The sequence below is a fragment of the Bradyrhizobium sp. WSM2793 genome, assembly GCF_000379585.1.
Lineage (GTDB): Bacteria > Pseudomonadota > Alphaproteobacteria > Rhizobiales > Xanthobacteraceae > Bradyrhizobium.
Genome location: NZ_KB902775.1, coordinates 78,877 through 92,061 on the forward strand (window position 1 = coordinate 78,877; position 13,185 = coordinate 92,061).

Consider the following 13,185-nt stretch of genomic DNA (forward strand, 5'->3'; position numbering starts at 1 on the left):
CTACGCGTGCTTCTTCTTCGGCTTCACCGCCCTCGGCGCTGGTTGCGGATCGGGATTGCCCTCGATTGACGACAGACGTCCAGCCGTGAAGGTGTAGATGCCGGCGCGCGGTCCCGTGGCCCAAGTGACGACGGCAACGCGGCGACCGGCGGCGTCATTGGAGAGATTGATGTTCGATGGCGCGCCGATGCCGCGCACCACGTCGCATTCGGTATGGCCCAGCGCGACCGTACCGCCCATCGGCGCCGGAGCCGTCGTCGATGCGTTGGCATCGGCCGGCCCGGGAGGCGGCGCCATGCCGGGACAGGCGCCGTCAGCGCTGACGAGATCCTCAGCTCCGACCGGCTTGTCGGGGGTCAACGGCGGGGATTCGATCGAGATGTTCTTGATGAACAGCCGGCTCGGCGTGTTGAACCATTGTGCGTCCTTCGACAGCAGATCGGACGCGCCCGAGCAGCCGGCGAGCAGCGGAGCCGCGGCAGCCAAAGCAACAAGAAGCGACCTGGGAAGCTTTTGATGTCGCACGATAAACCAAATTCCCCGCGTGAAGGACCAGCCCTAAGCGATTGTCCCAACATCACTTTGCGGCACGAAGGTGACAAAAGCCAGCATCGCCCGAAAAGTGCAAATTATCATTAATTGCGAAGGACCCCTAATTCCGGCGCTGCCACCGGCCCCGCTCGTCGGCCTGCCAATAGGTGACATCAAATCCCCGCTCCTTGCAATCCGTCCAGGCGCTGCGGGCAAGCGCGAGTGCATCCGGATCGTCGCCGTTGAACAGCAGCACCATGCGCGCATAACCCTGCGCGTCCTGCGGCAAGGCCGCATTGTCGACCAGGAATCGGACATGGGCGCCGTTGGGATTGCCCTCCTCGATCGCCAGCACGATCGGCTGATCGGCGGCATCGTTCACGCGCCATGTCGCATGCGGCAGGAAGGAATCGTCGCGGTAGGTCCATAAATGCGCGTCGAGCGCATCGGCGCGCTCTTCCGAGGTCGACTGCACCACGACGCGCCATCCGCGCTCGAGCGATTTCTCGAGAAGCGGCGGCAACACGTTCTCCACCGTCATGTTTTGCAGATGATAGAACAGGACTTCGGTCATCTCAGATCATTTACGCTCGTAATGGTCGGCGACGAGACGGTCGAGCAGGCGGACGCCATAGCCGCTTGCCCAGCTCTGGTTGATGTCGGTCTTCGGCGCGCCCATGGCGGTGCCGGCGATGTCGAGATGGGCCCAGGGCGTGCCATCGACGAAACGCTGCAGGAACTGCGCGGCGGTGATCGAGCCGCCGTGGCGACCGCCGGTGTTCTTCATGTCGGCGAACTGGGAATCGATCAGCTTGTCGTATTCGGGACCGAGCGGCATGCGCCAGACCTTGTCGCCGCTCTCGATGCCGGCCGCCAGCAGGCGTTCGGCGAGCTCATCATTGTTGGAGAACATGCCGGCATGCTCGGTGCCGAGCGCGACCACGATCGCGCCGGTCAGTGTCGCCAGATCCACCATGAATTTCGGCTTCACCTTCTTGGCGACGTACCAGAGCACGTCGGCCAGCACGAGGCGGCCTTCCGCGTCGGTGTTGATGATCTCGATGGTCTGGCCCGACATCGAGGTGACGATGTCGCCCGGCCGCTGCGCATTGCCGTCGGGCATGTTCTCGACGAGGCCGATGGCGCCGACCACATTGACCTTGGCCTTGCGCGCGGCAAGCGCGTGCATCAGGCCGACGACGCAGGCCGCGCCTCCCATGTCGCCCTTCATGTCCTCCATGCTGCCGGCTGGCTTGATCGAGATGCCGCCGGTGTCGAAGCAGACGCCCTTGCCGACGAAGCTCACGGGCGCCTCGCCCTTCTTGCCGCCGTCCCAGCGCATGATCACGGTGCGGCTCGGCCGCGCCGAGCCCTGGCCGACGCCGAGCAGCGCGCCCATGCCGAGCTTCTGCATCGCCCTGACGTCGAGCACCTCGACCTTGACGCCGAGCTTGCGGAGCTGACTGGCGCGGCGAGCGAATTCCTCGGGGAAGAGCACGTTCGGCGGCTCGTTGACGAGGTCGCGCGCGATGATCACGCCGTCGACGACGTGGCCGGCCGAGGCAAACGCCTTCTTCGCGGCAGCGGCATCGCCGACCGCCAGCGAGATGTCGGCGCGCGAGCCGCCCTCCTCGCCGTCCTTCCTCTTCGTCTTGTAGCGGTCGAACTTGTAGGCGCGCAGGCGCAGGCCCGAGGCGATCGCGACCGCCTGCTCGCTCGTCATCGCGCCACTGGGCAGTTCCGCCATGATCGTCATGGCGGCCGCCCCGGCGGCAAGCTTGCCCGCCGCCACACCACCGAATTTGAGGAAATCGTTCGCCTTCAGGCCGGCCGCCTTGCCGGCGCCGATCACGAGCAGACGGGTGGCCTTGACCCCTTCCGGCGCCAGGATGTCGAGCGCTGCCCCGCTCTTGCCCTTGAAGGCGGCGGCGGCGGCCGCTCGCTTCACGAGTTCGATAGCGCCGCCCAGCGCCTTGGCCGTCGCCGGACCAACCTTCAGACTATCGTCGCAGAACACGACCATGATGCCACGGGCGGCGGCAGACAACGGGACAAAGCCGACCTTGATGGCATCGGACATGGGTAACTCCTTCAAAAAACTTGGTCTTTTTGCTGCTCACGGTCCCTGGCCAGGGCCGGACATGAACGGCGATTCACTGAGCCATCTGCACTATGGGCCAGCGCCCCGGCAGATGCCAAGCACCCCCCGTGGCCTCAAGGTCACAACGAGCGAAATATTAACCATATATTGAGGGTGCCACGCGGCAGCCATTTTGTTGACGGATCAAAGGGATGGTAGTGAGAGAGTGAGCTGGCGGAAGAGGCGCTGGCCAACCTTGGGGATCCCCTGATCGGGGATTGGTTGGACAGCGGAGTTTCGGCCGACATTGGGGACTTGGTGGGATTCGTGCGGTAGCGCATGGGGTCGATCGATAGGTATATCTTCCGCACGACGCTGGCGTCGTTTGCGCTGATCCTGGTCAGCCTCACTGGCGTGATCTGGATTACGCAGGCGTTGCGCGGCATCGACCTGATGACGAGCCAGGGTCAGACCATCCTCACTTTCCTGGGCATCACCAGCCTCGTCGTGCCGGCCCTGGTCCTGATCATCTCGCCGATCGCGCTGATGATCGCGATCTCGCACACGTTGAACAAGCTCGCGACCGATTCCGAGATCATCGTGATGAATGCCGCCGGCCTGTCGCCGTTCCGGCTGTTCTATCCGTTCTTTTACGCCACCTGCGTGGTGGCGCTGCTGGTTGCGTTCATAGCGGCCTATCTCGCCCCCGACGGCATGCGGCGGATCAAGCAGTGGGATGCCGAGATCACCGCGGACGTGCTCACCAACATCCTGCAGCCCGGCCGCTTCGCCCAGCTCGACAAGAACCTCACGATCCGGATTCGCGAACGCCAGCCCGGCGGCATCCTTGCCGGCATCTTCATCGACGACCGCCGCGATCCGAACGAGCGCGTCTCGATCGTCGCCGAGCACGGCGAGGTCGTTAAGAACGAGACCGGCTCGTTCCTGGTGCTGGAGACCGGCAATCTCCAGCGCTTCGAGGCGGGCAAGCGCGATCCCGCGCTGGTGGCCTTCGGCCGCTACGGCTTCGACATGTCGAAGTTCTCCAACCAGGGCCGCGACGTCACCCTCGGCATCCGCGAGCGCTATCTCTGGGAGCTGCTTGCGCCGTCCGATAACGACCCCGTCTACAAGCAGATCCCCGGCCAGTTCCGCTCGGCCCTGCATGACAGCCTGCTCGCGCCGATCTATCCCTTCGCCTTCGCCGTGCTGACCTTCGCCTTCCTCGGTGCGCCCCGCACCACCCGCCAGAGCCGTAATTTCTCGATCGGCACTTCGGTCGTTGCGGTGTTCGGCCTGCGCATGGCCGGCTTTGCCTGCTCGGTGATGGCGGTGAAATCGCCGAGCCCGGTGCTGGTGCAATATGCGATGGTCATGGGCGCCATCGGCATCGGGCTGTGGATGATCATCCGCGGCGTTGTGGTCGAGCCGCCCCCTGGCCTCATGGAGGCCATCAACAGGTCGAACGCGCGCATCGCGCGGCTGTTCGGACGGCCGGCCACCGCATGAGCATGCTCACCAACACACTCGGACGCTATTTCGCCGGCCGCTTCGTGGTCGCGGCGCTCGGCGTGTTCTTGGGCATTTTCCTGCTGCTGGTGCTGGTCGACTACATCGAGATGGTGCGCAAGACCTCGGGGCTGGCGTCCGCCTCGGCGCTCATGGTGGCCGAGACCTCGCTGTTCCGGGTGCCACAACTGCTGGAGAAGCTGACGCCGTTCTGCATGCTGATCGGCGCCATGACCTGCTATCTCGCCCTCTCCCGCCGGCTCGAGCTCGTGGTTGCGCGCGCCGCCGGCATCTCCGCATGGCAGTTCATCTCACCGGCGCTCGGCAGCGCGCTCCTGATCGGGGTGATCGCAACCGTCGCCTACAATCCGATGTCGGCGAATCTGCGTGAGCTCTCCAAGCGCATGGAAGCCGAGCTGTTCGGCTCGGCGCCCGGCGGCGGCATCCAGGACGCCTCCGGCTTCTGGCTCAATCAGGTGACCAGCGACGGCCAGACCATCATCAACGCCGCGCGCAGCGAGCAGCAGGGCGTCCGACTCACCGGCCTGACGCTGTTCCGCTTTGACACAGACAGTCACTTCAAGGAGCGGATCGAGGCGCGCGAGGCGACACTGGAGTCCGGCCATTGGCTGTTCAAATCCGTTCGCCGCTTCTCGCTGGACTCCCCACCGATCGACCAGGCCACCTTGGAGATTCCAACGACGCTCACCGAGGCGCAGGTCCGCAACAGCTTTTCCACCCCCGAGACTGTGTCCTTTTGGCAACTACCGAGCTACATCCGCTCATCCGAAAGCTCAGGCTTCGCGACAGCCGGATACCGACTCCAGTATCAGAAGCTTCTGGCACAGCCGTTTTTGCTTGCGGCAATGGTGATGCTCGCGGCCTCCGTGTCGTTGCGCTTCTTCCGGATGGGCGGCGTGCAGAAGATGGTTTTGAGTGGCGTGGGCGCAGGCTTTCTGCTCTACGTTCTGTCGAAAGTGACTGAAGACTTGAGCAAGGCTGAGTTGATGCATCCGATCGCTGCGGCGTGGTTGCCCGTAGTGGTGGGCGGCCTCACCGGCTTTTTGGCCTTGTTGTACCAGGAGGACGGTTAGTGACTGCCGTCCATCGAGGACCCGTGTCTCGTTTGACGCGCCGCATCGTGATGCGCGCGAACGGGTCCGGCTTGTCTCTTCGCAGGCTCATGATGGCTGTCGCTGCCGTGGCATCGCTCGGCGCGCTGATCGACGTTGCCGCCGTGGCCCCCGCCTCGGCCCAGAGCTTCACCTATAATCCGCTGCCGCCACGTCCGAAGCCGCCGAAAGCAGCCAACGACAACCAGATGCTGGTTCAGGCGACCGAGGTCGACTACGACTACAACAATTCGCGCGTCTCCGCGGTCGGTAACGTCCAGCTGTTCTACAACGGCACCAGCGTCGAGGCCGACAAGGTCATCTACGACCAGAAGACCAAGCGGCTGCATGCCGAAGGCAACATCCGCATGACGGATGCCGACGGCAAGATCACCTATGCCGAGATCATGGATCTCTCCGACGATTACCGCGACGGCTTCGTCGATTCGCTGCGTGTGGACACCGCCGACCAGACCCGCATGGCCGCGAGCCGCGCCGACCGCTCCAGCGGCAACTACACGGTGTTCGAGAACGGCGTCTACACGGCCTGCGCGCCGTGTAAGGACGATCCGAAGAAGCCGCCGCTGTGGCAGGTCAAGGGTGCCCGCATCATCCACGACCAGCAGGAGAAGATGCTGTATTTCGAGACGGCGCAGATCGAATTCTTCGGTGTGCCGCTCGCCTACATGCCCTATTTCTCGACGCCCGACCCGACCGTGAAGCGCAAGAGCGGCTTCCTGATGCCGGGCTATGTTTCCGGCACGTCGAACACGGGTTATGGCGTCGAGGTTCCCTATTATTGGGCGATCGCGCCCGACATGGACGCGACCATCAACCCCCGCTTCTTGTCGCGGCAAGGCGTGCTGCTGCAGGGAGAATTCCGGCAGCGCCTGATCGACGGCGCCTACCAGATCCGCGCCTATGGCATCGACCAGCTCGATCCCGGCGCGTTTGCCGGGCAGCCCGGCGACAAGCAGTTCCGCGGCGCCGTCGACACCAAGGGTCAGTTCGCGCTGAACGACAAATGGGTCTGGGGTTGGGACGGCGTCCTGATGTCCGACTACTATTTCTTCTCGGACTACCGGCTCTACCAGTACCGCGATCCGCTCGGCTCGTTCCTGCTGCTGCCGACGGAGGCGCTGTCGCAGCTCTACCTGACCGGCGTCGGCAATCGCAGCTTCTTCGACGCGCGCACGATGTACTGGCTGAGCTATTCGGGTAACCAGAGCCAGGTGCCGATCGTCTATCCGGTGATCGACTACTCCAACGTGCTCAACTATCCGGTGTTCGGCGGCGAGTTCAGCTACAAGACCAATTTCGTGAACCTGTCGCGTGACCAGGCGGTGTTCGATCCGATCACCACGATCGCGAACACCAACAGCCTGTGCACGACGGCGTCGGCCGATCCGCTCGCCCGCACGCCGTCACAGTGCCTGCTGCGCGGCTTCCCCGGCACCTACACCCGCCTCACGGCCGAGGCGCAGTGGCGCAAATCCTTTACCGATCCGCTCGGCCAGATCTGGACGCCGTTCGCCAGCCTGCGCGCCGACGCGATCAACTCCTCGGTCTCCAACCAGCCGGGCGTGTCGAACTATCTTCCCATCGGCGACACCCAGGCGTTCCGCCTGATGCCGACCGTGGGCCTGGAATACCGCTACCCCTTCATCAACGTTCAGCCCTGGGGCTCGACCACCGTCGAGCCGATCGCGCAGATCATCATCCGGCCGAACGAGACCTATGCAGGCAAGCTCCCGAACGAGGACGCCCAGAGCATGGTGTTCGACGCCTCGAACCTGTTCAGCGTCGACAAGTTCTCCGGCTACGACCGCGTCGAGGGCGGCGGCCGCGCCAATGTCGGCGTGCAGTCCACCACGCAGTTCGACAAGGGCGGCGCCGTCAAGGCCCTGTTCGGCCAGTCCTACCAGCTGTTCGGCATGAACTCCTTCGCGGTCCAGGACCCCATCAATACCGGCCTCAATTCCGGCCTGGACAAGCCGCGTTCCGATTACGTCGCGAGCGCCAGCTACTCGCCCAACAGCACCTACACGTTCAGCGTCCGCTCCCGCATGGACGAGCAGACCTGGAACGTGCAGCGCTTCGAGGCGGAAGGCCGCGCCAACTTCAATCGCTGGGCGGTCAGCGTGCTGTACGGCAGCTACGCGGCGCAGCCGGAGCTTGGCTATCTGACCCGCCGCGAGGGCATCCTGACCTCGGGCTCCATAAAGGTCGCGACCAACTGGGTGGTGTCGGGCTCGGCGCGGTGGGACCTCGAGGCCAACAAGATCAACCAGTATGTGCTCGGTGCCGGCTATGTCGACGATTGCTTCGTGCTGGCGGCGAACTACGTAACTTCGTATAGCTATTCGGCGGGCACCGCGCCGCCCGTGCTGAGCCATGCGTTCATGTTCCAGATCGGCCTGCGCACGCTGGCGACCTCGTCGACGACCAGCAGTTCCGCCGGCCTCCAGTGAACGGTTTGAAGTGCCGGCCGCGCTTGCCCCCATCACAGGCTCGACGCGGCTGACATGCGAGCGACAATCATGACGACCCCATTGCCCGTCTTCCGCCTCCTCCTCACCATCGCTGCCGGACTGGTCCTGACCGGACTGCCCTCGCCGTCGCGCGCGCAGAACATCGTGGTCATGGTCAACGGCGACCCGATCACCGATTTCGACATCGAGCAGCGCTCCAAGCTCGACCAGCTGACGACGCAGAAGACCCCGAGCCGGCAGGAGGTCATCAACGAGCTGATCGACGACAAGGTGAAGATGAAGGAGGGTAAGAAGTACGGGGTCGACCCTGGCATCTCCGACATCAACCAGTCCTACGAAGGCATGGCGCAGCGCATGCGCATCACGCCGGACCAGCTGACCAAGTCGCTCGAATCCAAAGGCGTCCGTCCCGAGACGCTGAAGGGCCGCATGAAGGCCGAGATGGTCTGGACCAGCCTGGTGCGCGGCCGCTTCAAGGAGAAGCTGCTGGTCGGCGAGCGCGACGTCGCGCAGGCCGTGCAGGCCCAGACCGGCGACAAGCTCCAGATCGAGGGCACCGAATACAAGATGCAGCCGATCGTGCTGATCGTGCCGCGCGGCTCGTCCGCGGCGTTCCTGGAAACACGCAAGAAGGAAGCCGAGAGCTATCGCGCGCGCGTCGGAAGCTGCGAGGAGGCCAACTCGCTGTTCCGCTCGACGCCGAACGCCACCATCCGCGACAGCGTCACCAAGACCACCGCGGAGCTGCCGGAAGCGCTGCGCAAGGTGCTCGACGACACCCCGATCGGCCATTTGACCGCGCCCGAGATGACCAAGAATGGCATCGAGATGGTGGTGCTGTGCTCGCGCAAGCCGACAATGATCGACACGCCGAAGAAGCGCGAGGTCCGCGAGAAGATGTATCAGGAGAAGTACGAGAAGACCCAGAAGGCCTATCTCGACGAGCTCCGCAAGGCGGCGATGATCGAATATCGCAACCGCTGATGGCCAATCGCGCAGCCAAACCGCATAGCCTTCCCCTTGCCCTGACCCTGGGAGAGCCCGCCGGCATCGGCCCCGACATCACGATCGCAGCCTGGCTCCGGCGCCGTGAACTGAACCTGCCCGCCTTCTATCTGCTCGGCGACGAGGCGCTGATCGCCCGGCGCGCCAAGGCGCTGGCCGCCGCGATGGGGGCCGACGTCAGGACCGCGGCGGTGAGCCCCGGCGAGGCCGCTTCGGCCTTCGCTGATGCCCTCCCCGTGGTCGCCACCGGCGAGCGCGCGACCGCCGAGCCCGGCAAGCCCGACGCATCGAGCGCGCCGGCCGCGCTCGCCTCGATCCGGCAGGCGGTCACCGATGTCCGCGAGGGCCGCGCCGGCGCCGTCGTCACCAATCCGATCGCCAAGAGCGTGCTCTACCGCTCAGGCTTCCGTCATCCCGGCCACACCGAATTCCTCGCCGAGCTCGCCGCGGAAGGCGGCCGCGTGCCGCAGCCGGTGATGATGCTGTGGTCGCCCCGGCTTGCCGTGGTGCCCGTGACCATCCACGTCTCGATCCGCGATGCGCTGGCAGAGCTCACCAGCGAGCTGATCGTCTCGACCGTGCGCATCGTCGCAGCCGAGCTGAAATCGCGCTTCGGCATCGCGCAGCCGCGTATCGCGGTCTCCGGCCTCAATCCGCATGCCGGCGAGGACGGCTCGCTCGGCCACGAGGAGCAGACGATCATCGCCCCGGCGCTTAAGGTGTTGCGTGGCGACGGCATCGAGACCAGGGGGCCGCTGCCCGCCGACACCATGTTCCACGAGGCCGCGCGCAGCACCTATGACTGCGCAATCTGCATGTATCACGACCAGGCGCTGATCCCGATCAAGACCGTCGCCTTCGACGACGCCGTCAACGTCACGCTCGGCCTGCCCTTCATCCGCACCTCACCCGATCACGGCACCGCCTTCGACATCGCCGGCACCGGCAAGGCCAATCCGGCCAGCCTGATCGCGGCGCTTCAGCTGGCCAGCCGCATGGCGGCTTCGCAAAGCCGATGAGCGCGATCGACGACCTCCCGCCGCTCCGCGAGGTCATTCGCCAGCACGCGCTGTCGGCGCGCAAATCGCTCGGCCAGAATTTCCTGCTCGACCTCAATCTCACCGCCCGCATCGCGCGCGCCGCAGCGCCGCTCGACGATTCCACGATCGTCGAGATCGGCCCCGGCCCGGGCGGGCTGACACGCGCGCTGCTTGCGCTCGGCGCGAAGCGCGTCATCGCCATCGAGCATGACGAGCGGGCGATCCCGGCCTTGCAGGATATTTCCGCGCGCTATCCTGACAGGCTCGAGATCGTGCATGGCGATGCCATGACCTTCGATCCCCGCCCGCTGCTCAATGGCGAACGCGCGAAGATCGTCGCCAACCTGCCCTACAACATCGCGACCCAGCTCCTGATCGGCTGGCTCACCACCGAGCCCTGGCCGCCCTGGTACGACATGATGGTGCTGATGTTCCAGCGCGAGGTCGGTGAGCGCATCGTCGCGCGCGAGGACGAGGAGGCTTATGGCCGGCTCGGCGTGCTCGCCAATTGGCGCTGCGAGACCAAGATCCTGTTCGACATTGCGCCTTCCGCCTTCGTGCCGCCGCCGAAGGTCACCTCCTCCGTCGTGCGCCTCACGCCGCGCGCCGAGCCTCTCCCTTGCGATCGCAGGCTGCTCGAACAGGTCGCCGCCGCCGCCTTCGGTCAGCGCCGGAAAATGTTGCGGCAGAGCCTGAAATCGCTCGGCGTCGATCCCGCGCGGCTCGCCGCCGCCGCCGGCGTCGATGCGACGCGGCGCGCCGAGACCGTTCCGATATCCGGCTTTGTTGCCATGGCCCGTGAATTGGCCAATATACGAACCGAAGAAGCATGATCCGGAAAAGTGTGAAGCGGTTTTCCGAACGAGATCATGCTCAAACAATGAGATAATTTCGGAGGAAGAAATATGGCGTTGATGCGTCGGCAGTCCCTGGTCAAGTTCGATGCGCCGCTGTGCGAGACCATCGTCGACACGCCCAAGCCGCAAGGACGCGAAGTCCTGGTGCGCATCGAGCGCTGCGGCCTCTGCCATTCCGACCTGCACATCCAGGACGGCTATGCCGACCTCGGCGGCGGCAAGAAGCTCGACACCACGCGCGGCATGACGCTGCCCTTTACGCTCGGTCACGAGATCGCCGGCGTCGTCGACGAAGTCGGCCCCGACGTGCCGGCCGGCCTCATTGGCGCGAAGAAGGCCGTCTTCCCCTGGATCGGCTGCGGCCAGTGCCGCGACTGCGCCAATGGCGACGAGAATCTCTGCGTCAAGCAGCGCTTCCTCGGCGTCTCCATCGACGGCGGCTTCGCCACCCACGTGCTGGTGCCCGACGCGAAATATCTGCTCGACTACGATCCCCTGCCCGTCAACCAGGCCGCGACCTTGATGTGCTCCGGCGTCACCGCCTATGGCGCGCTCAAGCGCCTGGTCGACCGCCCGCGCCAGCGCAACCTGCTGCTGATCGGCCTCGGCGGCGTCGGCATGATGGGCCTGTCGTTCGCGCAGGCGATGTTCAAGCAGCCGATCACGGTCGCCGACCTGTCGCCAGCCGCGCGCGAGACCGCGCTGAACAACGGCGCCGCCAATGCCTATGATCCGTCCGAGCCCGACGTGATCAAGCGCATCCTGAAGGAGACCGAAGGCGGCTTCGACGAGATCGTCGATTTCGCCGGCAACGAGAAGTCGATGGCCTTTGCGGTCGCGGTCGCCGCGCGCGGCGGCAAGATCGTGGTCTCCGGCCTGATGGGCGGCCAGTTCACATTGCCGATGGTGCAATGGGTCTACAAGCGCATGACCATCGAGGGTTTCATGGTCGGAACGCTCAACGAGGCGCAGGAGCTGATGGCCCTGGCGCGCGCCGGCAAGATCAAGCCGACGCCGATGCGCGAGGAGCCGATGCGCGACGTCCAGAAATGGATCGACGAGCTTCGCGCCGGCAAGGTCGTCGGCCGCATCGTGCTGAAGAACTGAGCCGCGCGCGCGGGCCCCAAGTTGGGCCCGCGTGACGGAACGCCTGCGGCCCCGCCGCGTTGGCAGCGCATGTCCATTCGCTGCACCGTCGAAAGCGCATTCTTCATCGCCTGGAGCTGCCTGGAGCAGAGCGGCGAGCTCGGCCCGCCGGACGAGAGCGCCAACGTCATTCTCGACGCCATCGAAGGTCAGCTCAAAACCGGCGAACGCCGGCAGCTGATGCTCGCCAACAAGGCGATCGACGCCTATCGCGCGCACGCGGCGCTGCGCCGATCCTCGTGGGATCGCGAAGCACGCTTCGGCTGATGATCTTCGCCGCCCCTCGGGCCGCCGGCCCAGCGGCGTTCTGGCGGATTGAGGCCGGCGGTCCTCGGGCAAAGCGCACGGAGTACGGCGCTCCGCGCCGCACGCTACGCCAATCCACAAGCCCGCTATGTTCACTCCTGAACAGACCTCGCCAGATCAACGCTGCCGGGCAGCGCACGCATGCAGCCTCGCTCCCAACTTTCCGGAAGTCCGCAAAGCCCGCGCGCCAGCATCTCAACTATGCAACGGCGGCTTGTGTGCACTTTGGAACCGTCGGTTCCGCCACGGAAACGTAGGGTCGGGTTGGCGCCGATTCCCGGCCAGCCCAGAGACGCAACTGTGACCGGTCGGCCCCCGAACGATCTGCTCCGGCAGCTCACCCACCAGGATTTCGAACTGCTCGCGCCTCACCTTCAGCCGGTCGACCTCGCGGCGAGCCACGTTCTGCATCACGCCGGCGACGACGTGGCGGCGGTGCATTTTCCCTGCGGTCCCGCACTCGTGTCGTTCGCCGTGCCGGTCGAGGACGATCGCGAGGTCGAAAGCCTGCTGGTGGGCCGCGAGGGTGCGGTGGGCATTGCCGCAGGCCGCAACCCTTCGCTGGCTTATTCACGCATCGTCGTGAAACTGGGCGGCAGCCTCGTCCGTCTGCCGCTGCGCGCGCTCGAGCAGGCACAGCAGCGGTCAGCCACGCTCCACGAGGTCTTTTCGCGCTACGCCGACTGCCAATTCGCGCAGCTGCTGCAGACGGCGGCCTGCAACGCGGCGCATTCGATCGAGCAGCGCGCCGCCAAGTGGATCATCTCCGCGAAGGAGAGTATCGGCGGCGCCGAGATCCCCCTCACCCACGAGCAGCTCGCCGGCATGCTCGGCGTCTCCCGCAGCTATGCCAGCCGCGTCATCCAGATGTTCAAGGCAAGGCGCATCCTCGCGACCCGCCGCGGCGCCATCCTGATCCTCGACGGGACAGCGCTCGAAGCCAGAGCCTGCTGCTGCAATGATTGGGTGAGGAAGCACTTTGACGAGGTGCTGGGCGGAGCGTCACCTGCCGATGGCTAAAGCGCGATGCGATCAGGATGCATCGTCATCCCGCTTTAGCTTGTTGTTCAAGCATGATCTTTTCGGAAAACCGCTGCGCACTTTTCC

General features: G+C 65.3%; 12 protein-coding genes. 9 read left to right on the forward strand and 3 right to left on the reverse strand.

Annotated elements, in window-relative coordinates:
- The 3 genes from A3AS_RS0110485 to A3AS_RS0110495 all read right to left on the reverse strand — a co-directional run bounded on the left by A3AS_RS0110485 (position 1) and on the right by A3AS_RS0110495 (position 2,611).
- Positions 1 to 486, reverse strand: coding sequence for a hypothetical protein (locus A3AS_RS0110485; protein WP_018317549.1), 486 nt, complete (start codon positions 484 to 486; stop codon positions 1 to 3).
- 166 nt (positions 487 to 652) lie between these two features.
- Entirely contained in the window at positions 653 to 1,105 is a 453-nt protein-coding gene (locus tag A3AS_RS0110490) for a DNA polymerase III subunit chi (protein ID WP_018317550.1), read from the reverse strand.
- A gap of 6 nt (positions 1,106 to 1,111) precedes the next feature.
- Positions 1,112 to 2,611 carry a leucyl aminopeptidase gene (locus A3AS_RS0110495; protein ID WP_018317551.1) on the reverse strand — a complete coding sequence of 500 codons (1,500 nt, stop codon included), beginning with the start codon at positions 2,609 to 2,611 and terminating at the stop codon, positions 1,112 to 1,114.
- Positions 2,612 to 2,950: 339 nt separating this feature from the next.
- Here A3AS_RS0110495 and lptF point away from each other — a divergent pair, with 339 nt between their 5' ends.
- The 9 genes from lptF to A3AS_RS0110540 all read left to right on the forward strand — a co-directional run bounded on the left by lptF (position 2,951) and on the right by A3AS_RS0110540 (position 13,098).
- A complete protein-coding gene (gene lptF / locus A3AS_RS0110500) occupies positions 2,951 to 4,120 on the forward strand; it encodes an LPS export ABC transporter permease LptF (RefSeq protein WP_018317552.1) in 1,170 nt (389 codons plus the stop codon).
- On the forward strand, positions 4,117 to 5,214 hold the full coding sequence (gene lptG / locus A3AS_RS0110505; protein ID WP_018317553.1) for an LPS export ABC transporter permease LptG: 1,098 nt from the start codon (positions 4,117 to 4,119) through the stop codon (positions 5,212 to 5,214). Before lptF ends, lptG begins: the two co-directional genes overlap by 4 nt.
- The gene (locus A3AS_RS0110510) at positions 5,214 to 7,703 is read left to right on the forward strand and encodes an LPS-assembly protein LptD (protein ID WP_026201870.1); all 2,490 of its coding nucleotides are present in this window, start codon (positions 5,214 to 5,216) and stop codon (positions 7,701 to 7,703) included. The genes lptG and A3AS_RS0110510 overlap by 1 nt, the downstream gene beginning before the upstream one ends.
- Positions 7,704 to 7,772: 69 nt before the next feature.
- Positions 7,773 to 8,708 (forward strand): SurA N-terminal domain-containing protein, encoded by a 936-nt coding sequence (locus A3AS_RS0110515; RefSeq protein WP_018317555.1) that lies wholly within the window; start codon positions 7,773 to 7,775, stop codon positions 8,706 to 8,708.
- Positions 8,708 to 9,748, forward strand: coding sequence for a 4-hydroxythreonine-4-phosphate dehydrogenase PdxA (pdxA, locus tag A3AS_RS0110520; protein WP_018317556.1), 1,041 nt, complete (start codon positions 8,708 to 8,710; stop codon positions 9,746 to 9,748). The genes A3AS_RS0110515 and pdxA overlap by 1 nt, the downstream gene beginning before the upstream one ends.
- Positions 9,745 to 10,602 carry a 16S rRNA (adenine(1518)-N(6)/adenine(1519)-N(6))-dimethyltransferase RsmA gene (gene rsmA, locus A3AS_RS0110525; RefSeq protein WP_018317557.1) on the forward strand — a complete coding sequence of 286 codons (858 nt, stop codon included), beginning with the start codon at positions 9,745 to 9,747 and terminating at the stop codon, positions 10,600 to 10,602. Before pdxA ends, rsmA begins: the two co-directional genes overlap by 4 nt.
- Before the next feature lie 72 nt (positions 10,603 to 10,674).
- On the forward strand, positions 10,675 to 11,733 hold the full coding sequence (locus A3AS_RS0110530) for an alcohol dehydrogenase (protein ID WP_018317558.1): 1,059 nt from the start codon (positions 10,675 to 10,677) through the stop codon (positions 11,731 to 11,733).
- A 69-nt stretch (positions 11,734 to 11,802) separates the two neighbouring features.
- Positions 11,803 to 12,039 carry a hypothetical protein gene (locus A3AS_RS0110535; RefSeq protein WP_018317559.1) on the forward strand — a complete coding sequence of 79 codons (237 nt, stop codon included), beginning with the start codon at positions 11,803 to 11,805 and terminating at the stop codon, positions 12,037 to 12,039.
- Between the two features lie 339 nt (positions 12,040 to 12,378).
- Positions 12,379 to 13,098, forward strand: coding sequence for a Crp/Fnr family transcriptional regulator (locus tag A3AS_RS0110540; RefSeq protein ID WP_018317560.1), 720 nt, complete (start codon positions 12,379 to 12,381; stop codon positions 13,096 to 13,098).
- The last annotated feature ends 87 nt before the right edge of the window (positions 13,099 to 13,185 follow it).